General features: G+C 56.8%; 14 protein-coding genes. 6 read left to right on the top strand and 8 right to left on the bottom strand.

Annotated elements, in window-relative coordinates:
- The first annotated feature begins 32 nt into the window (after window positions 1-32).
- The gene (locus tag AC2IBB_RS18035) at window positions 33-1,751 is read left to right on the top strand and encodes a bifunctional protein-serine/threonine kinase/phosphatase (RefSeq protein ID WP_486328150.1); all 1,719 of its coding nucleotides are present in this window, start codon (window positions 33-35) and stop codon (window positions 1,749-1,751) included.
- Window positions 1,752-1,832: 81 nt separating this feature from the next.
- On the opposite strand, the gene AC2IBB_RS18030 is transcribed toward AC2IBB_RS18035, so the two are convergent.
- Window positions 1,833-2,636, bottom strand: coding sequence for an AraC family ligand binding domain-containing protein (locus AC2IBB_RS18030; RefSeq protein ID WP_486328149.1), 804 nt, complete (start codon window positions 2,634-2,636; stop codon window positions 1,833-1,835).
- Between the two features lie 207 nt (window positions 2,637-2,843).
- Here AC2IBB_RS18030 and AC2IBB_RS18025 point away from each other — a divergent pair, with 207 nt between their 5' ends.
- A complete protein-coding gene (locus AC2IBB_RS18025) occupies window positions 2,844-3,761 on the top strand; it encodes a pyridoxal-phosphate dependent enzyme (RefSeq protein ID WP_486328148.1) in 918 nt (305 codons plus the stop codon).
- Between the two features lie 1,349 nt (window positions 3,762-5,110).
- On the opposite strand, the gene AC2IBB_RS18020 is transcribed toward AC2IBB_RS18025, so the two are convergent.
- Window positions 5,111-5,554, bottom strand: a complete 444-nt coding sequence (locus AC2IBB_RS18020) for a DUF6210 family protein (protein ID WP_011397016.1) — start codon at window positions 5,552-5,554, stop codon at window positions 5,111-5,113.
- Window positions 5,551-6,123, bottom strand: a complete 573-nt coding sequence (locus AC2IBB_RS18015) for a hypothetical protein (protein WP_486328147.1) — start codon at window positions 6,121-6,123, stop codon at window positions 5,551-5,553. The genes AC2IBB_RS18020 and AC2IBB_RS18015 overlap by 4 nt, the downstream gene beginning before the upstream one ends.
- Before the next feature lie 229 nt (window positions 6,124-6,352).
- Here AC2IBB_RS18015 and AC2IBB_RS18010 point away from each other — a divergent pair, with 229 nt between their 5' ends.
- Window positions 6,353-6,853 (top strand): hypothetical protein, encoded by a 501-nt coding sequence (locus AC2IBB_RS18010; protein WP_486328146.1) that lies wholly within the window; start codon window positions 6,353-6,355, stop codon window positions 6,851-6,853.
- A gap of 65 nt (window positions 6,854-6,918) precedes the next feature.
- On the opposite strand, the gene AC2IBB_RS18005 is transcribed toward AC2IBB_RS18010, so the two are convergent.
- Both AC2IBB_RS18005 and AC2IBB_RS18000 read right to left on the bottom strand, forming a co-directional pair.
- Window positions 6,919-8,499, bottom strand: a complete 1,581-nt coding sequence (locus tag AC2IBB_RS18005) for an ATP-binding cassette domain-containing protein (RefSeq protein WP_486328145.1) — start codon at window positions 8,497-8,499, stop codon at window positions 6,919-6,921.
- A gap of 188 nt (window positions 8,500-8,687) precedes the next feature.
- Window positions 8,688-9,077, bottom strand: coding sequence for a nuclear transport factor 2 family protein (locus AC2IBB_RS18000; RefSeq protein WP_486328144.1), 390 nt, complete (start codon window positions 9,075-9,077; stop codon window positions 8,688-8,690).
- Between the two features lie 184 nt (window positions 9,078-9,261).
- On the opposite strand from AC2IBB_RS18000, the gene AC2IBB_RS17995 reads away from it, so the two are divergent.
- Window positions 9,262-9,567, top strand: coding sequence for a hypothetical protein (locus AC2IBB_RS17995; protein ID WP_486328143.1), 306 nt, complete (start codon window positions 9,262-9,264; stop codon window positions 9,565-9,567).
- Here AC2IBB_RS17995 and AC2IBB_RS17990 read toward each other — a convergent pair.
- Genes AC2IBB_RS17990 through AC2IBB_RS17980 form a run of 3 tightly spaced genes read right to left on the bottom strand, consistent with a single transcriptional unit; the run spans window position 9,564 to window position 11,175 of the window.
- Window positions 9,564-10,094, bottom strand: a complete 531-nt coding sequence (locus AC2IBB_RS17990; RefSeq protein ID WP_486328142.1) for a phage tail protein — start codon at window positions 10,092-10,094, stop codon at window positions 9,564-9,566. The genes AC2IBB_RS17995 and AC2IBB_RS17990 overlap by 4 nt on opposite strands.
- A gap of 19 nt (window positions 10,095-10,113) precedes the next feature.
- Window positions 10,114-10,635, bottom strand: coding sequence for a phage tail protein (locus AC2IBB_RS17985; RefSeq protein ID WP_486328141.1), 522 nt, complete (start codon window positions 10,633-10,635; stop codon window positions 10,114-10,116).
- 21 nt (window positions 10,636-10,656) lie between these two features.
- On the bottom strand, window positions 10,657-11,175 hold the full coding sequence (locus AC2IBB_RS17980; protein ID WP_486328140.1) for a phage tail protein: 519 nt from the start codon (window positions 11,173-11,175) through the stop codon (window positions 10,657-10,659).
- 390 nt (window positions 11,176-11,565) lie between these two features.
- On the opposite strand from AC2IBB_RS17980, the gene AC2IBB_RS17975 reads away from it, so the two are divergent.
- Together AC2IBB_RS17975 and AC2IBB_RS17970 are read left to right on the top strand one after the other, a co-directional pair.
- Window positions 11,566-12,387, top strand: a complete 822-nt coding sequence (locus tag AC2IBB_RS17975) for a sulfotransferase (RefSeq protein WP_486328139.1) — start codon at window positions 11,566-11,568, stop codon at window positions 12,385-12,387.
- Window positions 12,388-12,450: 63 nt separating this feature from the next.
- A complete protein-coding gene (locus AC2IBB_RS17970) occupies window positions 12,451-26,211 on the top strand; it encodes a tandem-95 repeat protein (RefSeq protein WP_486328138.1) in 13,761 nt (4,586 codons plus the stop codon).
- The last annotated feature ends 117 nt before the right edge of the window (window positions 26,212-26,328 follow it).

Genomic DNA, 26,328 nt, shown 5'->3' with positions numbered 1-26,328 from the left:
GCGGATGAACGGCGCCGGGGCCAGACCTATTTATGCGCAATGAGCTGACGCTTTCCTTCGGTCAATGGACCGATAAAGGCCGTAAAGACATCAATCAGGATTTTCATGGAAGTTACGTTCCGAAAGGCGCGCAACTCGCCATGAAAGGCGCTGCGTTTGCAATGGCTGACGGCGTCAGCAGCAGCTCGGTCAGTCAGGTCGCCAGTGAAACGGCGGTGAAAAGCTTTCTGGAGGATTATTTCTGCACTTCCGACGCCTGGACGGTCCAGCACGCCGCCCAGCGGGTGTTGAAAGCGACCAATTCCTGGTTATACGCGGAAGGCCAGCGTAGCGCTTATCGGTATGACAAGGAAAAAGGCTATGTCTGCACGTTCAGCGGCATCGTGTTCAAATCCGACGTCGCTCATATTCTGCACGTGGGCGACACAAGGATATACCGCTTGCGTGACGGTGCGCTGGAGCAGTTGACTCACGATCATCGTTTGTGGGTGTCGCAAAGCCAGAGTTACTTGAGCCGGGCGCTGGGATTCAGGGAGTTCATTGAAATCGACTACCAGCCTCTGCGGCTCAGACTGGGCGATATCTTCATCATGGCGACCGACGGCGTATATGAATACTGCGACGCGCGGACGTTGATCGAGGCGATTCAGGCCGCCGAGGATTTGCAAGAAGTGGCGCGATGGCTGGTTGATCACGCGTTGGAGCAGGGGAGCAAGGACAACCTGACGCTACAGATCATTCGCGTCGAGGCGCTGCCGTGCGAGGTCGACGCTTTGTTCCAGAAGCAGCTCGAAACCCTGTCGCTTCCGCCAGTTCTCAAGGAGGGCGCGGAGTTCGACGGCTATCGAATTTTGCAATGTCTGCAGACCAGCAGCCGCAGTCATATTTATCTGGCGGCGGACATCGACTCAAAAGCCAAAGTGATCATCAAGGCGCCGGGGACGGATCAGCAAGACGACCCTACCTACCTGGAACGGCTGCTGATGGAGGAGTGGGTGGCCAGACGGATCAACAGTGCGCATGTGGCGAAAGCTGCGCAGTTCGAGCGTCCGCGTCAGTTTATATACACAGTGACGGAATTCATTGAGGGACGAACCCTGAGCCAATGGCTGCGCGATCATCCGCAACCGGATCTGGAAACCGTCAGGGGTATTGTGGAGCAAACGGCGCGGGGACTGATGGCGTTTCACCGCATGGATATGCTGCATCAGGACCTCAAGCCGGACAACCTGATGGTAGACGCGTCCGGCGTAGTGAAGATCATTGATTTCGGCTCTACGAGAGTGGGCGGCGTCATAGAGAACGATCAAGGCCTGCGCCAGCCCAACCTGCTCGATACAGCCTTGTACGCCGCGCCGGAATATTTCCTGGGCGAAGTTGGCTCACCGGGGTCTGATCTCTACTCTTTGGGCGTACTGACCTATCATATGCTGTCAGGCGGGTTCCCTTACGGCGCTGACGTCGCCAAAACCCGCACCGCCAGCGCGCAGAAACGGCTCACCTACAAATCCGTCCTCAGCGAAGACAGAGACATCCCCGCCTGGATCGACGCCACCTTGAAGAGGGCCGTCCATCCCAATCCCCACAAACGCTACACCGAACTTTCGGAATTCCTCCACGACCTCCGCCACCCCAACCCCGCCTACCTCAACCAGCCCCGGCCACCTATTCTGGAGCGCAACCCGGTGATGTTTTGGCAAGGCCTTTCGTTAGCGTTGTTGGCGATTCTGATCTGGCAGGTAATGAGATGATGTGTAATGGCGTTACCCTTAGGCGCCGTTTCTTTCAAGCGAATCCAATATGGCCAGTAGTTCTCTTACGTCTGTCCGTGGCTAATACCCAGACGGAGCCACCCCGAACGCCTGCTTAAACGCGCGGTTGAAATGGCTTTGGTCGTAGAAGCCGACTTGTTGGGCGATGTGCGTGAGGGGGAGGGCTCTTTGGGTGAGCAGGGCGCAGGCTTGTTCCAGTCTGAGTCGCAGTAGCCAGGCGTGGGGCGTCATTCCGATGGTGCGTTTGAATTGCCGGAGCAATGCGAAGCGACTGAGATCGCATAGCGCCGCGAGGGTTTCCAGTGTGATTTTTTCAGACAGGTTTGCGAGACAGTAATCCTGCATACGGCGCCACTGCGTGTGGGAAAGCGCGGATTGTTGAGACCTGGGTTTGAGGGCGCGGGTTTGAATGAACAGCGCGTGCAGCAGGGAAAGCCACTCGGACTCCAGCGCCAGCGGAGAGACTGCGTCGGCGCACATGGCGTTGTGCAGGTGGAAGAGTCGCGCCGCCATGCGAGGTTCTTCAAAGACATTGCCAAATAGTTCAGGGCCATAATGCGCATCGCTCATCTCCGCGCTGGCCTCCTGCATCAAATCGTATGAGACGCGAAAAGTTCGCAACGTGTAGGCGTCGCTGTCGCTGGCTCCGTCATGAATCTCGCCAGGAGGCATCAGGGAAATATAGCCCGGCCCCAGCACTTGTGTCTCCCCTTTGTACTGCTGACGCTGTACGCCTTCCGTCACGATGCCGATGTGGTAATCCAGATGATAATGACGGCCGAAATCAAACTTGGCGAAACGCCCCGAGCCCAGCACCAGGCCTGGGATATTGGGGAGTCGTTGGTATTGGACGTTGTCGTTCATTGTGAATGGAATCGTTATCGGTCGCCGTAAAGACATACAAAGCAAAAAAACACTGAAAGAAGCAGCTTAATCTGCATGAAAAAAACAGCTGACGTCAATATTTTACAATCTCCGTCCTGTCGGCGACGCTATCTTCTTTACCTCTTGTGCTTCACTCTTAACACAAGGCTGGATTGGAAACTGGGTTGATGCAAAAGGTAGGTCATCATGAGCCTTCATATCGAAACACCGCTATTGGAGTCGCGTCCACTTAGCGTTAAATCAGGACGCGCAGTCTGGCTCAAAATGGAAGCGCTGCAGCCGTCGGGATCATTCAAGATTCGCGGTGTAGGCGCAGCCTGCGAGCATCATAAAGCGCAGGGCGCACAGCGTTTTATCAGTTCTTCCGGCGGCAACGCCGGGCTCGCGGTCGCCTATGCGGGACGATATCTTGGGGTTCCAGTGACGGTTGTCGTGCCGGAAACCGCCACTGAGAGAGCCATTGAGCTGCTGCGTCTGGAGCAGGCGGAAGTCATAGTGTATGGCGGAAGCTGGCAGGAGGCGAACGGTCGGGCGCAAGCGCTTGTCGGCGCGACGGACGCTTTTATTCATCCTTTTGATGATCCTTTGTTGTGGCGGGGCCATGCCACCTTGGTGGACGAAGTGGCGAAGGCGGGAGAGAAACCGGAAGCCGTGCTGCTTTGTGTTGGCGGCGGCGGTCTGCTCTCTGGCGTTGTCGAAGGTCTGCAGCGCAATGGCTGGGGGGATGTCCCGGTTATCGCAGCGGAAACCCTCGGCGCGGCGTCTTTTCACGCTGCGTTGCAAGCGGGCGGCGTCGTGGAGCTGGACCGCATCGACAGTATCGCTACCTCTTTGGGGGCTAAGCGCGTTGCGGAGAGGGCGTTGACCTGTGCGAAACAACATCCCGTTCACAGTCTCACCGTGTCCGATCAAAGCGCTTTATCCGCCTGCGAACGATTCCTGTCGGACCACCGCATTCTGGTGGAGCCCGCCTGCGGCGCCAGCCTCGCGGTGGTGTATGAAAGTCATCCGGTATTGGCGTCTTTCAGCAAGATTTTGGTGATAGTTTGCGGCGGCGTCACGGCGACTATCGACCAGATTCGAAAGTGGGCGGAGGCGGGATAGGCTTACCGCTCTGGGAGGCCCTTCGACAGGCTCAGGGCGAACGGGGTGGGGTTATCGTTTGTGGTTTGCTTACGTGTCCTCTGCTTTATGGGAAAGGCGGCGGCGATCTGGCTATCTGGATAATAACAACCACCCAGAAACTGTTCGCCCTGAGCTTGTCGAAGGGCGGCAGTCTCGCAGTGACCTTGAGCAAAACTGACCCAACGGGAAATAAAGTCCACTTGAGCCGATTGGGTTGGGGCGCTCTGGGAGGCCCTTCGACGGGCTCAGGGCGAACGGGGTGGGGTTATCGTTTGTGGTTTGCTTACGTGTCCTCTGCTTTATGGGAAAGTCAGCAGCAATCTGGTTGCTTGGATAATAACAACCACCCAGAAACCGTTCGCCCTGAGCTTGTCGAAGGGCGGCAGTCTCGCAGTGACCTTGAGCAAAACTGACCCAACGGGAAATAAAGTCCACTTGAGCCGATTGGGTTGGGGCGCTCTGGGAGGCCCTTCGACGGGCTCAGGGCGAACGGGCTGGGGTTATCGTTTGCGGTTTGCTTACGTGTCCTCTGCTTTATGGGAAAGTCAGCAGCAATCTGGTTGCTTGGATAATAACAACCACCCAGAAACCGTTCGCCCTGAGCTTGTCGAAGGGCGGCAGTCTCGCAGTGACCTTGAGCAAAACTGACCCAACGGGAAATAAAGTCCACTTGAGCCGATTGGGTTGGGGCGCTCTGGGAGGCCCTTCGACGGGCTCAGGGCGAACGGGCTGGGGTTATCGTTTGCGGTTTGCTTACGTGTCCTCTGCTTTTTCGGAAAGGCGGCGGCGATCTGGCTGTCTGGATAATAACAATCACACAGAAACCGTTCGCCCTGAGCTTGTCGAAGGGCGGCAGTCTCGCAGTGACCTTGAGCAAAACTAGACCTAACGGGAAATAACGACCACCTGAGCCGACTGGGGTGGAGGTGCTCTGGAAGGCCCTTCGACAGGCTCAGGGCGAACGGGCTGGGGTTATCGTTTGTGGTTTGCTTACGTGTCCTCTGCTTTATCGGAAAGGCGGCGGCGATCTGGCTGTCTGGATAATAACAATCACACAGAAACCGTTCTGTCCTGAGCCTGTCGAAGGGCGGCAGTCTCGCAGTGACCTTGAGCAAAACTAGACCCAACGGGAAATAACGTCCATTTGAGCCGACTGGGGTGGGCGCTCTGGAAGGCCCTTCGACAGGCTCAGGGCGAACGGGGAGTGCAGTTGGGTGGTTTTTCGGGGGAGGCCTTTGGACGGGCCCGGGGTGAACGGAGTGGTGGAGTGGCTGAGTCGGAGAATCTTTCTGGGAGGAACCTTTGGTAGATTTAATGCGAATGGGGCGTTAATCGCTGTTCTGCCAGGTCAGCACGCCTTTCCTGGGATAAGGGCCGAAGCCGCTGAAAAGTGAGCGGCCTTCCACTTCGACAATATTGATATGTATCCATGCTTCGTGGGATTGACGAAGCCTACTGCGGTCAACGCTGATTTGATCGTCAAGCGCGTACTCTTGCAAGATCGCTTCTATCGCCAAGGCGTCATCTTCGGAGATGCCGCGCGTTGCTCCTCCGCCAAACCAAGGTGGGCCGGTGAAGTAATTTTCCAGTTCATTTTCAGGGCTGACCAGATTCAAGTCCGGTATACCAATTGTGTTCGCAATGGGGATCAATACGCCTTCGTATTCGGGCTGCAAGCAGGCGGTTCCGCCGGTTTGATTGCTGTAAACCACCCCGGATTTACAACTGATAATAATGGCGGTTCCAACAACGTCGTAGAGTGTGATTTTCATGGTTGTGCGGCGTCTACCCAGCGCTTCTTCGACGCAGAATACTGTTTCGCCAGGTTGCGAATGCGTTTGTTGGCGCCGTGTTCGGCAAGTTCCTTCATCATTTCCCGATCCATGTCGCTACGCTCCAGCAGGACTTCATGAAGGCTGGAGTCCCGCTGTTGCAAACAGTCTCGAAACAGGGATCGCGTTAAGCCGCCAGCTCTTAGGCGTCGCATCAGGGCGGCCCGTTCAACCTTGTCGGTTGTCCAGTTTCCAAATTCCAGAGCCCGTCGAATGAGCAAGTCGAACTGGTCGTTTGTTAGCCAGGACGCAGACAGTAACTGAATAAACGCGCTTCCGCCCATCATGCTGTCCGGGTCATTAAGCGCCAGTTCCACGAAATGGTTCAGCGCCTCATCCGGGGCGGCGGTTCTGGTTGCGATCCAGTGCAGAAAGGCGGCATAGCGATAGTGCTCTGTATGGTTGTCGCCGTTTTCCTCATAGGCTTGGCATTGTTGTTTGAATAGCTCTGGATCGAGAACCTGATATTCCAGCCACTTTTCGTCATATCCCAGCTTATGTAATTCCATTATTGAGCGCCCTGAAAAAGAGGAGGGATTCTATCACTACCAGGCAATCAGGGCCCAGTCGTTGTTAAGTTAAATGAAAATGTCAGCGACAAAAGCTCGGGTATAACTCAGCGATAACGTTAGAAATTCTTAAAACAAATCCCTTTGCAAATTAGGTAGGATTGGCGGCGACGCCACTAAAAATCAGGCGCGGCAAACAAGATAGAATATTACCTAAAAGAGAACCCTAATGAGCATTGAATCCTTTGTGGGGACCTGGCTGTTGGTCAGCAGCATATCCGTAAGCAGCGAAATCGCGCAGGAGCCGGGCGCGGTCCACCACGACAAAGTTAAATCCGGACTGCGCGGCGCAGGCCAGGAGCTTATTGAGAAAACCCAGCCCACCTCCGGACTGGCCTTGACCATTGACGACAACGGGGAGTTCGAAGAAGAAAAAGAAGGCGAGCCGCAAATCAAGTGGTTCGATACGGATGGCGTTCTGACTTCTAAGGTCATTCCCTTCAGTGGTGTGATCAAATCGAATAATACCGGCGTATTTCTGCAGGCGGACGACATCCCTTCGTGGGCGGCGCCCACTGACAGATACTCCGTGATTCTCCGGTACGATGACGGCGACACGACCATCAGTGAGCAGATTTACCGCGTTGACGATAAATTAGTGCGCACAGTGAATGTGGTGACGGACGAAGCCTACCTGGATCGCACCGTGATCGTTTACACCAGGCTCTGAGATAACCTGCTCAGACCATTTTCATTCATCGAAGAAGGGATGCTTCGATAGAACTGCTGTCAGAACTAGCCGCTCAGGCATATCACTCCGCTCACTCCAACATCGTCAATAAAATCCTGATCATGGCTGACGACTAACAGGCTGCCGGTGAAATCGCGAAGCGCTTGAGCGAGCATCAGGCGGGAATCCAGGTCCAGATGGTTGTCCGGTTCATCCAACAACAATAGGGTGTCGCCGGGTTGATGACTGACAGCCAGCATGGCGACTTTCATTTTTTCACCGCCGCTCAAGGTGGCTACCGCTTGATCCGCTCGTTCCCGTCTTAGTCCAATGCCCGCCAATAGCGTGCGCTGGTCTGTTTCCGACAGATGAGGACAGAAATGCGCCAGGTTTTCCTGTGCGGACTTTGCGTTATTAAGTAACGTAAAGTGTTGGTCCAGATAGCACAGGCCTGCGTGCGCCTGAATGTCCCCATGAATAGGCGACAGGCGTCCGGTGATCGCTTTCAGCAGGGTGGATTTACCGCTGCCGTTGGCGCCGGACAGGCGGATTTTTTCTCCGAAATCGACAGAGAAGGTGATGTCGTTTTCCTGTTGCATATAAGGCAGGCGCACTTCGGTGATATCCAGAATGCGGGAGACGCGTTTTTCTGTTTTGCCCAGAGAGAGGCTCTGCTGTTTGAGCATTTCATGCTGTTTATTCAGCTGGCTGAGCTGTTCCCGCACCTGCGCCATTTGGCGGTTCTGGTTGCTTTCCCTTGCGCCGCCGGCGCGTTCCGCGTCCTGCTTCTTGTTGTTCAATAGAATCTTCGCCTGACTGCCAGAACGCGCGACCTGCTTGCCCTGGCCGGCCCGTTGCTGCGCCTTTTCCCTGTTCTTTTGCATGGTTTGGCGCATCTGCTTGATTTGCGTCTTTGCATGGTCGATGCGTCGTTCCTGGCTGGCCAGTTCATTGGCGCGCTGTTCGGCATAAACGTCATAGGCGCCGCCGTAGTGACGCACGCCGAGGCTATTCAGTTCCAGGATATCGTCCACGCAACGCAGAATATCGCGATCATGACTGATGATCAGAACCCCGCCAGGGAAGCGTCGCATTTGTTCGATCAACCAGTGTTTGCCCTGTTCATCCAGGTGGTTGCCTGGTTCGTCGAGAATGAGATAACCGTAATCGGATTGGAAAAGTTGATGCAGCGCGAGCCGGGTCAGCTGACCGCCGCTCAGGGCCTGGCAGGGTAAAAAGGGGTCTGCAGGCAGTGCCAGCGCTAATAATTGCTGCTCCAGCTCTTCCCGCAGCAGCCAGTTGTCGCCGATCAGCTCGAAATCATGAGGATCGCATCCGCCCGCAGCGACCCGGGAGAGGGCTTCCAGCTTACCGCGAACGCCCAGAAAATCGCTAACAGTCTCATACTGAACCAGCTTTTCCTCCGCGCCAATCTGTCGCAGCCAGCCCACTCGGCGGAAAGTGGTGACAGAGCCGGAATAGGGCGTCTTTTCCCCCGTCAGCAACGCCGCCAGAATCGACTTACCCGCCCCATTGCGCCCGACCAGACCGGTGATTTTATCGTCGAGGGTAAACGTCAGATCGGAAAACAGAGTGTCGCCGTTATCGAAACGATAAGTTAAGTTTTGCACGCTGATGCTGGCCATAGAACCTCCTGTCAATGGCGGAAAGAGACGCGCCTGGGATACGCCCGGAATAGTTCGCGGATGAAGGCGGGACGAAAATGGCGTTGGGCGGCGCGTGGGAAAAACCGGAAGCAGAGTAGCTCAAACCGGTTTTGGTTGCTATAGCTAACTCATTAACAAATATAGATATTTCATTTATAAATGGCGGCTCAGCGCATCGCCTCTACGACAGGCAAACTGTCGACAAACTGCTCAAAACGGACGATTTTTCCCTGCTTCAAGGTCCACAGATGCATGACCCGGGCGGTGAAGTGTTTACCGCTCTGTTTATGGGCCCCGGAATAACTTCCATAGGCCGCGACTCTGTCATCCTGGGAGATGTAGCCTTCCACGGTGAATTGGTAGTTATCCCAATCCGTCGCCAGACGCTTGAATACATTTTCGACAATCGCATCAGGCCCAACGTAAGTCCCTGCATAGGGAAACCCTGCGGCTTCCGTCCATCTGACCTCCTCCGCCAGATGCTTCAACAAATTACGGCCGTTTTCCTCTGAATGGGCGCCTTCATAAGTGCTTTTAATGATATCGAGATTGGTCATAAACCCTCCGCCTGCATTCTGGGTTAATCGGTATGAATTTAAATCAGGGGAGGGAGTTTAAATTGCGTAAAAGAGAGGAAAAACCGGGAGTTCGTCAACTCACTGTTGCGTAGAGTGAGCGGATGAGTCTGCTGAGCATCGACATAATCAATAGAATGATGGCGTCAGCCCAAAGCAGCTTCTGTTGCTCCGCTTCGATGTCTTGGCTCTGAGCGCCTCTCCCGACTCAAGGCTGGCGGTGCTGGATATCGTTCCCGCCATGCTGCCCTCACGACTAGTCGCTGACAACGACAAATACCGCGTCGTTGAACGTCTTGTAGAGATACCGGGGTTCGAGATGTCTATGTTCTGGCGCGAACGTTCACACAGAGCCCCGGCGCATGAGTGGTTGCGGGAGTATTTCGTCAATGGAGTGGGGGATACAAGAAATTATGACGTCTGCAGGCGAAAGAAAAATGGGCGCTTAGCGCCCATTTCGCCAAATGCTTAATTGCGAGGAGGATAGGTCCCCGTTAACGCAATGCAAAATGGAATGGAAAGATAGGGTTGCTTATTTTCATGCGCAGTCGAGCCGCCCGTGAGTGTAAGCATTTGATTGGACATAGCGAGCAATGTGCCTAATGGAGGCTGTTTATAGTCAGGTTGAAGGTCTCCCGCTTGATACGCAAAAAACTGGTTTCCAGGCTCTGGTGTGGAGCCTGCGTTTGTCACAACGTTAAGTGGGTGGCTATGAAGGGGAACTTGACTGGAAGTCAGCTGTACCGTGGAGAGTCCTCCACTCTGTGCGAGTTGGTACGGGCTGAGTCCCGAGGTGGTTCCCCAACCAATTGGAGTGCGGCCTGTTAAATTTGGAAGACCCATTGAAGTGCGAGCGTCTCCACCATAGTAAGATCCAATTAGAGAAAACAACGCTTCGTTTCCTGAAATTGGAAGGAGACTTCCACTGCAGTAGCTCCAACCATTGGGCGAAAACTGATAGGTGAACATACGAACTTCAGCAATAAACTGATCAGACATGGCTCCATGCTCCTTCAAGTTAGTTACGTGGGGGATACGTACCTGTCATACAAATAATAAAACTGAGTGCAAGGTAGGGCATCAAGTTGGAATGTGGTTGCCCGCCGCTATTGTTGCCTATTGCTTCCGGGGACAAATTGGTGATGTTCGTTGAGTCTGTTGTATAGAAGCTGACGGTGGTGACGCCAGTGACTTGGCCTGAGGGACTGACATTGGTGGTAACGGCGTCGTTAGACGCTTGTAAGGTATGCGTGTGAGCAGGAATATTCGCTGTGGTTAGCGTTACTGTTTCGGCGCCGAAGGCTCCACCTAAGGGGCGGGGAGTTAGTCCTGGACCCGTCCCATAGTGAACCGGTGCGCGGCCTTGCATATTTGGAATACCGAAGTTGGTTGTCCCGTTACCGCCATAGTTAGTCCCCAGTAAGCTGTATAGCGCGGCCTGTTGGGAAATGGTAAGGAGTTGGCCGTTACAAAAGCTCCAATTTTTGGGAGCAAAGGCTCCTGCAAATATTCTGATTTCACCAATAATTGGGTCTGACATGTTGCATCTCCATTGCTGGCATTAATTGCGAGGTGGGTAAACGCCACTTAGCGCAATACAAAAATTTACTGTTAGGGAAGGTTGCATGTTTGAATGAGGCGTCGCATTGCCACTGGTATCGCCGCCGTTGCTGCTGACAGCTCCCGCGTTCATAGCTATGAGATTAGTTGCTGGGCCGTAAATGTCGGGGGTTTCCGCAAGAATGCGGTCGTTTTTCGGGCCGCCTTTATCTGCAGGAGATGATGAAGCGTAAACTGGGTGATTGTGAGTTCCCATGGTGGATTCGGTAAGCGTAACCTGCTCCAAGCCGCCTACGACGCCCACCTGAGCGGAGTAGGGAGCGCCTATATGGACTGGCGTTCGTCCGCGAAGGTCAGGTAATGCGTAGGTTGTTGAGCCATTTCCACCGAAGTAAGCGCCAATGAGAGAAAACAATGTCTGGTTTTGATTGATCGGTTGAATCTGGCCATCGCATTGCGCCCAATCAAAGGGCGGAAAACCAAATCCCATCATGCTTATTTGTCCGATATACGGAGTCATTGAGGCGTCTCCTTGTTTGATCCTTGTACAGCCCCGTTGCGCCGACAGATCGCCCGCCAACGGGTTGTTATCGAGAGTACTAAACAGCCGGAATGGTCTGCATTTAAGGAAATGCGTACAGAAAAGACTAGTTGACGCTTTTTTAATCAGCAAGGAGGCCAAACTTAGGCATGCTGGCGCGCCTGCCGTCGCCTTCTCAAACTGAATGTTGGCTCCGCTCTACAAATCGCGGCGGTTTTAATTCTTTTTGTTTCTCCGTTTGCGAAATATCTGAGTGCTCTATACTTGATCATAATCTGAACATAATAAAAATCAGATCGAGATAGATTGGAAGCCCTCTCTGGAGAGAGGACGCATCTCGGTCCTGGGTTGGGAGACAGCTTTTATTTCATGGAAAGTCAGGTTCACTTCATTGCAGGATTGCCCCGGTCAGGGTCGACGCTTCTATCCGGTATTCTTAGACAAAACCCCCGCTTCTACGCCGCTATCAGCAGCCCGATTTGCGCGTTGATGAGTGGTTGCCTGGAGCAGATGGGGGCGGAGTCGGAGTTTTATACGCTGTTTGATGAAAACCGGCGCAAGATGATCTGTCGGGGAATTTTTGACGCCTATTATCAACCGAACTCGGACTACGCGTTGATATTCGACACTAACCGCATGTGGCCCGCCCGGATGCATCAGCTTGTGGCGCTGTTTGATAACTTTAAGATGATCTGCTGCGTGCGTAACCCTGCGTGGGTGATGGATAGCTTTGAAAGGGTGTGTCGCTCCAATCCGTTTGAATACAGCCGCATGTTTAACCCGCAAACCCGACAGACCGTTTATAGCCGGTGTGAAGCGCTCGCGGCGGAAAGCGGTTCGGTCGGCATGGCGTTGACCGCGCTGAAAGAAGCATTCTATGGCGAGTTGTCCGATCGACTGTTATTGATCGACTACGATCTGCTGGCCCAATACCCCCAGAAAACCCTGTCTCTCCTGTATCAGTTTATTGACCAGCGAGAGTTCCCCCATGATTTCGACCATGTTGAATTCGACGCCGATGAATTTGATCACGCCATCGGCGTAAAAGGCTTGCACCGGGTGAAGAAGAAAGTGGAGTTTCGCCCCAGGCCCAGCATATTGCCCCCCGATCTTTTCAAGAAATACAGTGAGTTGGCGTTTTGGCTTGATACCTCCGGGACCAATGCGAGTTGCATTGCGCCCAAGCAATAACGGCGTCAGGCGAAGACTCATGGACAACACGGACATCTGCGTGTCCGATAGCGAGTCAGACTTATGAATAGATTTCTGTTGAATGGATTAACCTCTGTCTTTGTTTCCCTGGGGCTGAGCGGCGCCTCCCATGCAGGCTTGGGCGCAGGCGGCGGATATGCCTACCAGGGCGGACGCCGGGGAATGTCTGCAGGCCCCTTCGCAGGGCTGATAACGCAGGGTTCGGCTGCTGCGCTACCTGCGGATAATGCGCTGACAGCGGGGTGGGAGCGCGGCCCCGCGCCACGTTCAACAGCTGACGAGCTGGAGCTGGCCAAGGCTACGGTGGTCAAAGAGCTGGTGATTATTGACGCCGCCGTGCCGGAAAAGCACCGCATCTATGAAAAACAGGAAGCAGGCGTAGCCTTTGAAGTGTTACGGCAAGGGGAGAACGGCCTGACGCAGTTGGCGGAGATATTGTCCCGCTATCGCGACCTTGATGCTTTACATATTTTTTCTCACGCACAGGATGGAGCCCTGTATCTGGGCGACACTGTGGTCACCAAAGCCGCGCTCAGCCAGGAGGTCAACACGCTGGCGTCTATGGACCGGGCGATGAAGGATGGCGCGGATGTTATGTTCTACGGCTGTAATCTGGCGCAGAGTGAAAAAGGGGAAGCGTTGCTGGAGCTGGTCTCCGCCGCCGCCCATGTGGACGTCGCCGCTTCCAGCGACCTTACCGGCGCAGAAGGATTAGGCGGCGATTGGGATCTGGAAATCAAGAAAGGGGATATCGACGCCAAGCCCCGCTTTGACTCCATCGCTATGGTGGATTACACCTCGGTATTGCCATTCACCGGCACGCTGGCCTTGGGCAATATGCCGACGGGATACGCTAACGCCAAAAGCTACACGATCAGCGGCACTTCTTACACCATCAAGGTTAAATCCGGCGGCAGCGGCTCCAAAGATCTGTACAACTACAACACCGGGTATGTGTACGTGTCCACCAACACGTCTTTGCAAACCACCACCAGTGTGTATTTCACTGGCGGTGAAACATTCAGCCTGAGCAGCATTTATATTTATCAAGGCTTCGGCGCCCCCACTAAAACGATCAGGATCACCTCCAGCAAAGGAGGAACCCAGGACTCAGCCGGCCCGGTCAGCGCCAGTTCAGGAACGACAATCAACTTTTCCGGCGCTCAGTGGACGGACATCACCAGTTTTACGATTCAGTATTCCGACAGCACCACCATGCACTGGGTGAAGCTGGATAATATCGCCGTCGTCAATCTTCAATCTGGTTCGGATTCTGACGGTACGTTGACGGCCTCCGCTGTGGTCACGGAGCCCGTGGGGCTCAGCTCCATCGCGGATACCTCCGGTGAGGCGGTGGATCTGTTTGACTTCACCTTGACGGATGGCGGCGGTGGGGACGGCTTACCCATGACCATCAGTCAGATCATCCTGAATGTCACAGGAACCAGTACGGACACGGAGCGGGGGAAAATCATCTGGCGTCTGAACGGTAATGACGCCAGCTTCGTCACAGGCAGCTACAACGCCGCTTTGGACCGGATCACTTTTTCCAGCCTGGGCATTTCCATCGCGGATAACAGCAGCGAAACCTACACAGTCAGCGGTTATTACGGTACGCCCACCGGATTAACCGAAGATCGTACGATTATCCTGAGCGTGGACGGCGACGCCGATGTCACTGTCGGAGGCTCTGGCACGCAAATGGCGGGCGGTCAAAGCGCCGTCACCAATGGTTCCGGCACAACCCTGGATATCATCGCCTCCAACCTGACGTTCTCGACGCAGCCAGCGGGCTCCACCTCCGGTTCTGTATTGACGACGCAGCCGATAGTGGCGGCGACAGATATATTCAGCAACGTGGATGTGGATTACGCCAGTGACATCAGCCTGTCGGAATCCAGCAGCGGCTTTTTGTCTGGAACGACCACGCAGACACCCGTCAGCGGCGTCGCGACCTTTACCAACGTGGCCTACACCGCGACTGCAGACCAGGAAAACTTCGCTTTGACCGCCGCTGCTTCCGGGCTCAGCAATGGGACCTCCAGCACTGTCACTGCGGATGTGGTGGCGACCCAGCTGATATTTTCCACGCAGCCGGCGCCGACCAGTATTGATAGCGGCTCTTCCACCAGCTTTACCACGGTTCCGGTAGTGCAGGCGGTGGATGGCTCCAGTACGCTGGATGTCGGCTACAGTACGGATATCGTCCTCAGCGTGACCGACCCTAACGATGGCGTATTGGATGGGACCGTCAACAGCATGTCGGGAACCGGCGATGGCGACGGCTCCGGAACCACCGTTACGCTCACGCCCAGCAGCGGCTCAGCCACTTATACCAACCTGGCGTTGCAGTACACCAATGGCGGCGCCACCGATACCATTGCGCTTAAAGCCACCTCTGGAGGGCTAAGCAGCGCAAACAGTTCGTCTATTACCTCCAGTACCAATAACGCTCCAGTCATCTCCAATCTTAACGGCGACTCCGTCTCTTGGGCTGGCGTAGGAGCAACCGTGAATCTCGACTCCGGCGGCGACGCCAGCGGCAGCGACACGGAGCTGGATGCGCTCAATGGCGGCAATGGAGACTATGCCGGCGGAACCTTGACCGTGCAGCGGGTCGGCGGCGCCGTCACCAGCGATCTGTTTGGGTTTGATACTAGCGGCGCGGCGTTTACGGTGAATGGGAGCGACCTGCAATCCTCCGGGCAAACCTTCGCTTCATTCACTAACGCCAATGGCGTTTTGTCGATCACGTTTAACAGCTCCAGCACTACCGCCACCACGGCGCTGGTGTCGAATGTCATGAGCCGGGTCACCTATCGCAATGATACGCCGGGAGGGAACGCCTCGGTCCGCTTCACCTTAAGCGATGGCTCCAAATCCACTACTGCGGACGCCACCGTGCAGTCCGACAGCATATACATCACTAACACTACGGATACCGCCTCTATTGATCAGACCGATGGCGTGAGTTTCAGCGAAGCCATCGCCATCGCCAATGCGGACGGAACCGGCACTCAAACCCTGATTCTCGCCAGCACCATGGCGGGTCAGACGATATCCGCCACATCCGCTTCCAGTCTGGCGGAGAGCCTGACTCTGGATCTGGATTCAGCCACCGGCGCGACTATCTCTGGCGGAACCCTGACACTGGGCGGCGGCGTCACGCTGACAATGAATAACGGCAGCGGCGACACAGGGTCCATCGGAACCGTATTTGCGGGAACCGGCAGCCTGAGCAAAACCGGCGCGGGTACGCTGACGCTGACAGGAACTCAGACTTACAGCGGAACCACCACGATCAGCGCAGGCGCGCTCAGCATAGCGTCTGGTAGCAATGTGGGAAGCGGGCAGTTGGTGTTGAACGGAGGGACGCTGACGGTGACTGGATCGACCACGCTCACCAACGCGATCAATGTCGCTGCGGACAGCACATTCAGCGTCAGCAACAGTGTTACTGCCTCTGGCTTGTTGTCGGGCTCCAACGCATTGACGAAAACCGGCGCGTCGACGCTGACGTTGTCGAATACGGGGAACGCTGCTTCTTTCAGCGGCGCGATGACTGTCTCGGCGGGAACGCTGGCGGTTTCCAGTGACGGCAATCTCTCCAGCGGCGCCATTACGCTGGATGGCGGCGCGCTCAACCTGATCGGCGCAACCTTTACCGTTGATAACGCCATCTCCCTTGGGGCCGGAGGCGGTACAGTCGGGGCGGTAAGTGGCGCCAAAGTCTTGTCCGGCGTCATTTCAGGAAGCGGAAGTTTCGCTAAAACCGGCGGTCCTGCATTGACTCTATCGGCAACCAACACCTTCTCCGGCGGAGCCACGGTTAGCGGTGCAAACGGTTTAAGCGTCACAGATAGCTCTAATCTGGGATCAGGCAGCGTGACGCTAAACAGCAGCAGCCTTTTGACTGTGACGGGGTCTGGCGTAACCATCTCCAACAACCTGGTCATGAGCGGCGACGCGACGTTGAACGTCAACGATATGACCTGGTCTGGCGTGATCAGCGGCTCCAGCTCCCTGACCAAAACCGGAGCGGGAACATTGACGTTGTCCGGCTCCCAGACTCAGACAGGCGGGCTTAACGTCACCGCGGGAAGCGTCAGTATCGCCGGAGACGGCAATCTTGGATCAGGTACGCTGACACTGGATGGCGGCTCACTGATCGTGACTGGGTCCGGGATAACTGTCGACAACGCTCTCAGCCTGGGCGCAAGCAATGGGACGATCAGCCACGCCAGCGCGTTAACCTGGTCCGGCGTGATCAGCGGCTCTGGCGGGCTGACTAAAACCGGTGCGGGAACGCTGACGCTGAGCGCAACCAACACCAATACCGGGTCCATTGCGCTGTCCGCTGGAACCATGGATGTCAGCGGCGCGGTCGGAGGCGCAGTCAGCGTCGCGAGCGGAACCACCCTGCAGGGCGAGGGCTCCATCAGCGGTCTGGTGACCGTGAACAGCGGCGGTACGCTGCAGATAGGAAGCTCTCCCGGCGATCTTACCCTCGGTAACGGCCTCACCGTGAACAGCGGCGGCACGCTGGTGTCGCGCATCAACGGAACCTCCGCCGGCTCCAGCTATGATCAATACAATGTCACCGGGACAGTGGCCCTGGGCGGAACCTTGAACGTCATCGGCAGTTACACCGGCAGCGGCGGCGACAGTTTCGTGATCATCAATAACGACGCCAGCGACGCGGTCAGCGGTATTTTCAATGGATTATCTGAAGGCAATAAATCCACGACGCTAAATGGCCTGCCGCTGACCGTGAGCTATCTCGGCTCCAGCGGCAACGACGTTGCGCTTTCCATCGTGGCGCCCACCGTCACTGACGCCAAGATCTCGATATCCGGCGCTTCAGGAACCAGCGGCGCTTATAAAATCGGCGATACCGTCACCGCCACCTGGGATGACACGGGCTCCGGCGATAACAATGGCGATATCACTGGCGTAACTGTTAACTTCTCCGCATTCGGAGGCGGCTCTTCCGTTGCCGCCAGCAATTCGGCGAATACCTGGACCGCAACCTATCTGATCACGGCAGGGGCCATCGATGGAACCAACCTGAATGTATCCGTCACTGCGACGGATGTAGATGGCCTCAGCAAAACTACGGCGGACACCACCAACGCGACGGTGGACAATATCGCGCCGACAGTGACCTCCGGCAATATCTCCTTGTCTGGCGGCTCTGGAGCCAGCGGCGCTTATAAGACCGGCGATATTGTCACCGCCACCTGGAACAACACGGGCGGAGGCGACAGCAACAGCGACACTATCAGCGGCGTGAGCATGGATTTCTCCGCTTTTGGCGGCTCTTCCGTCGCCGCCAGCAATAGCTCCAACACCTGGACGGCGACCTACACCATTCTTTCCGGCGGCATCGACGCGACAAACCAGAATGTCACCGTCACCGCCACGGACAACGCCGGCAACACCAAAGCCACCGCTGGCGCGGATAATGCCACGGTGGATAATGTCGCGCCGACGCTGACCGACGCCAAGGTCTCAATCTCGGGCGCTACCGGAACCAGCGGCGCCTACAAGATCGGCGATATCGTCACGGCAACCTGGAACGACACCGCTGCGACGGGCGACAACAATAGCGACACCATTAGTACTGTGACCGTGAACTTCACCGCCTTTGGAGGCGGGGCCTCAGTCAGCGCTTCCAACAGCAGCGACACCTGGACGGCGACCTATACCCTGGTCGCCGGGGCTATCGACAGCAGTAATCTGAATATCTCCGTGACCGCCACGGACAACGCGGGCAACACCGCCTTAGTTTCGGACACCAGCAACGCGACCGTGGATACTCAGGCGCCGACAGTTTCCTCCGTCACCTCGTCAACCGGCAATGGGTCTTATAAAGCGGGCGATGGCGTATCTATCCAAATCCTGTTCGACCAATCCGTGTTTGTCTCCGGCACGCCGCAATTACAGTTGGAAACCGGCGCAACGGATCGAAACGTCAATTACGCCTCCGGTTCCGGCGGCTCTACGTTGAATTTCGCCTATACCGTGCAGTCCGGCGATACCAGTACGGATCTGGACTACACAGGAACCGGCGCGCTTGGCCTGAATGGCGGGTCTATTGTCGATGACGCAGGTAACGAGGCGACCCTGACTTTGGCCACTCCTGGCGCGACGAATTCCCTGGGCGCTAACAAAGCGCTGGTGATTGACACCACCGCGCCGACGTTGAGTTTGATCACGCCCGTTACGACGCCGACCAATGACAATACGCCCAATATCACCTTCAGCACAGATGAAGCGGGAGCGCTCAGTCTGGGCGGCAGTTGCGGCACCAGCAGCTCATTAAATATCGGCAGTACGGGCAATCACAGCATTACGCTGACGCAGACCGACAACAGTAGCGCGTTGCTGGATGGAACCTACAGCGACTGTACGGTTACGGTCACTGACGCGGTCGGCAACGCCAGTACGGCATTGGCGATTACGGCGTTCACGGTGGATACCACTGCGCCCAGCGGACACAGCGTCAGCTTTGACGACAGCACAATTAACGCCAGTGAAGCCGCCAGCCAGAGCTTTACTTTCGCCAGTGCGGAGGTGGGCGCGAGCTATAGCTACAGCATCAGCAGCTCCGGCGGCGGAACGACGGTTACTGGAAACGGAACCATCGCCAGCGCCAGCCAACAGGTGACCGGGCTCAACCTGTCTGGACTGAATGACGGGACATTAACCCTGTCCGTGACTTTGACCGACCCCGCCGGCAACGCTGCTACAGCGGTTACGAACACCACCACGCTGGATAAATCGGCTCCGACGGGGCACAGCGTGAGCTTTGACGATAGCGTGATTAACGCCAGTGAAGCCGCGAGCCAAAGTTTTACTTTCGCCAGCGCGGAGGTGGGGGCGAGCTACAGCTATAGCATCAGCAGCGCTGGAGGAGGAACGCCTGTAACAGGATCTGGTTCAATCAGCAGCGCCAACCAACAGATCTCGGGCGTTAATCTCAGCGGGCTGTCCGACGGGACTCTGACACTGTCCGTCACTCTGACTGACGCTGCTGGCAACGCCGCTACGGCGGTCACCAATACGACGTCCCTGGACCAGACTGCGCCCAGCGGTCAGAGTGTGAGTTTTGACGACAGCGTCATTAACGCCAGTGAAGCCGCGAGCCAGAGCTTTACTTTCGCCAACGCGGAAGTAGGGGCGAGCTTCAGTTACAGCGTTTCCTCCAGCGGAGGCGGAACGCCAGTTACTGGTAGCGGTACAGTGAGTAGCGTAGGCCAACAGGTTTCCAGTCTAAACCTGTCTGGCTTGAATGATGGAACGCTGACTTTGTCGGTGACCCTGACCGACACGGCTGGCAATGCCGCCAGCGCAGTCACCAATACGACGACTCTGGACCAGTCCGCGCCCAGCGGACACAGCGTCAGCTTTGACGACAGCACAATTAACGCCAGTGAAGCCGCCAGCCAGAGCTTTACTTTCGCCAGTGCGGAGGTGGGCGCGAGCTATAGCTACAGCATCAGCAGCTCCGGCGGCGGAACAACGGTTACCGGAAACGGAACCATTGCCAGCGCCAGCCAGCAAATCACCAGCCTGGATCTGAGCGGACTTGGTGACGGAACCCTGACTTTGTCGGTCATTTTGACGGATACCGCCGGCAACGCCGCAACGGCTGTCACTAATACCGCAGCGCTGGATACAACAACGCCCAGCGGGCACAGCGTCAGTTTTGACGATGGCGCGATCAACGCCACTGAAGCCGCCAGTCAGAGCTTCACTTTCGCCAGTGCGGAGGTGGGCGCGACATTCAGCTATAGCATTTCCAGCTCAGGTGGTGGAACCAACGTGACAGGAAGCGGCTCACTCACCAGTGCGACGCAGCAGGTGACCGGGGTGAATGTGAGTGGACTCTCCGATGGGACACTGACCCTGTCTGTGGTGGTCACTGACGCCAGCGGCAACGCCGCTACCGCCGTAACCGCCAACGCCACGCTGGATGCGACGGCCCCGACGCTGGCGGAAACCACTGCCGTGCTGACGCCGACCTCCGACACCACTCCGAATGTAGGTTTCTCCACTACCGAAGCGGGAACCCTGGCGGTGGGCGGTAGCTGCGGCAGCGCAGCGGAAGGCGCCGCGCCCTCGGGAACTCAGACAATCACGTTGACAGGGACGGATAACAGCAGCGCCCTGGCGGATGGAACCTATTCCGATTGCACGCTGACAGTGACTGACGCCGCAGGCAACGCCAGCGCGGCCCTGACCTTGACCAGCTTCACGGTTGACTCCACCGCGCCCTCCGGGTTCTCGGTGGCCTTCAACGATACGCTTATCAACGCCAGCGAAGCCAGTGCTAGCACCTTTGTATTTGCCTCCGGCGAAACGGGCTCAGAGTATAACTACAGCGTGACTTCCAGTGGCGGAGGAACCGCCGTGACTGGCTCTGGAACCTTGAGCAGCGCAAGCCAGAGCATCACTCTCGCCAGCCTGTCCGGCCTGAGCGATGGTTCGTTGACGCTGTCCGTGACGTTGACGGATGTCACCGGCAATGTGAGCGCCGCACAGACCGCCGCCGCCACGCTGGACGCCACCGCGCCGACGCCAAGTCTCAGCAGCACGGCCTCAGCCCCCACCAATGGGGCGTTCACGGTTTCCATTAGCTTCGGCGAGACTGTCAGCGGCTTCGTGGTCAGTGATATTGTCGCCGGCAACGCCAGCCTGAGCAGTTTCACTGACAATGGCGGCGGCAGCTACAGCGTGACGGCGACGCCATCCGCAGATGGAACCGTCACCCTGGATATCTCCGCCAGCGCGGCCCAGGACACGGCAGGCAACGCCAGCGCGGCGGCGACCCAGTTCAGCATCGTTTACGACGGCACGGCTCCTACGCCGGTGATCAGCTCTTCCGCCAGTAACCCGACAAACGCTGCGTTCTCCGCCGCCATTGCATTTGGCGAAACCGTGAGCGGATTTGCGGTCAGCGACATTGTCGCCAGCAACGCGAGTTTGAGTGGGTTTACTGATAACAGCAGCGGTAACTACAGCGTCACCGTTACACCGACCGCGGATGGTTCCGTCACCCTGGATATCGCCGCCAGCGCGGCCCAGGATACCGCTGGCAATAATAGCGCGGCGGCGACTCAGTTCAGCCTCAGTTACGATGGCAGCGGGCCCACGCTGAGCAGTTCAACGCCGGCTAACGGCGCTATGGATGTGGAATATAACGCGACCCTGTCCCTGACCTTCGATGAGGATGTGGCGACAGGCAGCGGGTCTGCGACGCAGATCAGCCTCTATCGCTCCGCCGATGATGAACTGGTGGAGGCGATTGAAGTCAGCTCTGCTCAGGTGGTTATCAGCGGCGCCACAGTCACTGTTGACCCGACGGATAATTTCACGCCGAACCAGGGCTATTATGTGCGCATCGGCGCGGAAGCATTGACCGATACTCTGGGCAACGCCTACGCCGGCTTGACCAGCGGATTGTCTTTCACCGTCGGCAACCATGTTCCGGAAGCAACGGCGGATACGGCGACGACGGATGAAGATGTCGCCATCTCCATTAAGGTGTTGGATAACGACACGGATGTGGACAGCCAGATCAACCCGGCCAGCGTTCTCGTGACTACCGCCCCGAGCCATGGCCTCGCCAAGGTGAGCGTAGCCTCCGGTGTCGTCATCTACGAGCCCGAGGCTGACTATAACGGCGCCGACAGCTTTAGCTATACCGTGGAGGATGTGCATGGCGGCGTTTCCGCTGCGGCCTTGGTGTCTATTACGGTGGGGGCGGTCAATGATGCGCCGATAGCGGTGGCGGATGTCGCAGCTACTAATATAGGTGTGCCTGTATCCATTGATGTCGCCGCTAATGATACCGATATTGATGACGCGGTGGATGCGACCACGCTGACGATTGTCGCCACGCCTTCACAGGGCGCTGCGGTCGTAAACGCAGGTAAGATCGACTACACGCCGGTTGCTGGTTTTAGCGGTAGCGACAGTTTCTCTTACACAGTGAAAGACGGGCAGGGGGCTTTGTCGAATGTGGCGATAGTGATCGTCAACGTAAATGGCTCCAACATCTTGCCAAATGCCGCCAATGACAGTGCGACGACGGATGAGGATACGGCCGTCGATATTGCTGTGCTGGATAACGACACGGATTCAGACGGCGTGTTGCAAGCGTCCACCGTTACGCTTATAGCGAAAGCGTCCCATGGCGTCGCAACGGTTAACGCCACTACCGGCGTCATTCGTTATGAGCCTGAAGAGAATTACCATGGCGCGGACAGCTTTACCTACATTGTGAAGGACAACGGCGGCTCTGCTTCCAATATCGCCACGGTCGCGGTGACGGTTAACAGCGTCAATGATGCGCCAATCGCGAAGAATGATGCAGCGAGAATATTGGAAGTCAGCGCGCATGCGATCAATGTATTGGCCAATGACATAGATGTGGATGGAGTCTTGCAGCCCGCGACGGTGGAAATCGTGGCGGCGCCATTGCATGGCGTCGTTAATATTAATGTCAGCACTGGCGCTGTCACTTATACGCCGTCCTCGACTTTTAGCGGAACGGATCAGTTCCAATATCGTGTGAAGGACGACAGCGACGCCTTGTCGAACACCGCCACCGTGACGCTGACAACCGGCTCCTTGAACGACGCGCCGCTCGCCAACAACGACAGCGCAACTACCAATGAAGACACCGCCGTAGTGATCGAGGTGCTGGATAACGACCAGGATGTGGACGGCGTACTGGACGCTTCCGCCATCAGTATCGAAAGCGCGCCAGGCAAAGGCGCGGTGACGGACAATGGCGACGGCACGCTGACCTACACGCCGGACGCCAATGTGTTCGGCTCCGACAGCTTTGAGTACAGCGTGAAAGATGACGCAGGCGACAGCTCCAACATTGCAACGGTGTCGATCGCCATTGCGCCGGTCAATGACGCGCCGACGATCAGCGGAACGGCTACGGCCTCCATTCTGGAAGGGCAGGCCTACAGCTTCACCCCGACGCTGGTTGATGTAGACAGCGGCGCACTGACGGTGACCGCGACGAACCGCCCGAGTTGGCTGAGTCTGAACGCAACGACGGGCGCACTGACTGGAACGCCCGCCGTCGGCAGCGCCGGCGTCTACAGCGGCATTGTCCTGAGCGTCAGTGATGGACAGGCCTCTGCGTCCCTGGCGGCGTTCAGCATCACCGTCATTGGCGACAACGATACAGACGGCGTCGCCAACGATGTCGATTCGGACGACGACAACGACGGCATGAGCGACAGCTTCGAGTTGCTATATGGCTTTAATCCTTTCGACAGCAGCGACGCCGCTGGAGACCTGGATGGAGACACTATCAGCAATTATCAGGAGTTCGTGGACAACACCAACCCGAACGACGCCAACGATTACGTCGATATTACGCCGCCAGTGGTGGTTGCGCCGGAAGACATTACTATCGACGCGATTGCGCTGTATACGCCGATCACGTTGAGACAGATGTTGGGCCTGGCGTCCAATGCGTCTGACTCTGACGTGGAAGCCATGCTTGCGGTGCTGGCGGCGGATAATGTGGATGGCGATGATTGCTGTAATGTGCGGGCGCAAGGGCTGTTGAACAATGCTCTGCTGCTGCCGCCAGGGCGCAATCTCATCACCTATCGCGGCGTGGACCGTAAAGGTAATGCGGCGACCGCCACGCAGGCGGTTAACATTCGTCCGCTGGTGTCGGTGAATAAAGACCAGATCAGCGTAGAAGGCGCCACCGTGCAGTTCAGAGTGATTCTGAACGGACAGTCGCCGTTCTATCCGCTGACGGTTCCTTACGTTATCGACAGTCTGAGCACCGCCTCTTCCAGCGATCATAACCTCGTCGACGGCAGCGTCACCTTCACTAAGCCGGGCAATACCGGGCAGACGGAGGCCAGCGTCAGCATTACGCTTACCGCCGACAGCATTACGGAGAATGATGAACGCCTGATTATTCGTCTGGACGATCGCACCACCAATGCGGAAGATCTGGCGGGCGGCTATGACCCGACCAATATCTATGACATCAACGCCGGCGCGAAAATCAGGCACGTTATCACCATTGTTGAACGCAATGTGGCGCCTGACGTTACGCTGCGCCTGCGTCAGAACGGGGTGGACACCATTCAGGTCACTCCTGACGGCGGGGCGGTAACCATCATCGCTACGGTGACTGATCCGAATCCTGGCGACACGCACCGCTACAACTGGAGCGCCACAGACAACTCGCTTGTGGATACAGATGGCAATACCAGCAACGCTCAGCTGGTGTTCAACCCGTCCAGCCTCGCCAGCGGCCGCTATAAAGTGCAGCTGACCGTCGCGGACGCCAGCAACGCCACCGACGGAGCCAAACTGTATTTCCGGGTAGTGGAAGCGCTACCCACATTAGACCCGGATGTGGATACGGACGGCGACGGCGTGAATGATGCCGAGGAGGGTGTGGCTGACGGTGACGACGATGGCATACCGGATTATCTGGATAACATCATCGCCACCAACGTACTGCCGGAAGTGGCGTCGGAAACCAGCTCTTATCTGGTGGAATGCGACCCCGGCGTACGCTGTAGATTGGGGCAATTCGCCATTCTGGGCTCCAACGGCGGCGTGCGCCTGGAGCCGGAGGAGTTGCAGACGCTGCCGGACATTAACACGGACGACTTGTTTGAGCCCCAGGGCGGCGTGTTTGACTTCGAAGTGCATGAGCTGGCCACACTGGGTCAAAGCGTGCGCGTCGTGTTGCCGCAAGAGCAGCCGCTGCCGGCCAATGGCGTCTACCGGAAGTTCCAGAATAATAGCTGGACGACATTTGTGGTCGACGCCAACAACGAGTTGCACTCTGCGCCGGGTAATCCGGGATATTGTCCGCCCCCGGGAGACGACAGTTGGGAGACCGGGCTGATCAGTGGATATTATTGCCTGCAATTGACCATTGAGGACGGGGGGCCCAATGATGCAGACGGACTGGTCAACGCCGCGGTGGAAGACCCTGGCGTGGTGGCGGTGGACAAGCGGACGCCTTCCGACATTGACAGCGAGGGCGGCGGCTCCGGCGGCGGCGCTATCAACTGGACCCTGCTGTTAGCGCTGCTGGGACTGAGCATCCTCTCCCGCCGCTACCTGCAATTACGCACGTCAGTCCTGGCGGCGTTTTTGATGGTCAGCCTGGGCGCGCCTGACGTCTCCCAGGCGGCGGATTGGGAGGCCATGAAGACGCGCTTGATGGACCGCGGATATCTTGAGTTTGGCGCATACCACGTCAGCGGCTCCCAGGAGGCAGGGGAGTTCAAGCGCGGCCTGGAAAGCGAAGACGTTACGGTAAGCATCAACAACTATGACGTCTCCCGCTACGGCTACCAGTTCCTTGCCGGCTATCGCTACCACCCCTATATGGCGGCGGAAATCGGCTTTCTGGATCTCGGTAACGTAAAAGTCAGCATGAGCGCCAGCGCGCTGGACTCGGAAACCCTTGAAGACGCGGTGGAGAAACATTACCCCGTCAGCGGTTCCGGCTGGACACTCTCCAACCGCTTCCTATGGCCGGTGCGGGAACAAATCACCCTTTCAGCGGAAGTCGGACTGTTCCTCTGGGAAGGCGACATCCAACTCAGCGGCGCCGACATCAACCCCGACCTCAAAGGCGACACCGACCCCATACTGGGCCTCGGTCTCAACTACCGCCTCCACAAAAACATCGACGCCTCCCTACGCCTGAAACGCGCATTCTTCGATGGCCAACATGTGGACTTGCTGGGCGTCGGGGCGGTCTGGCGGTTTAAGGGGTATTGATCCATCGTCAAGCTTTGAAGGGATTCTGGCCTTTTTCCTCTTACAGTGATGCTGGAGAGGAAGAAGGCCAGCTATAGCGCTAAACGGGGCGAGCGGTGATCTTGTAGGCATGATCTG

This window comes from Hahella sp. NS-SX17 (assembly GCF_057367735.1).
Note: the sequence above shows the minus strand (reverse complement) of the source record. Positions and strands in the feature narration are given on the sequence as shown.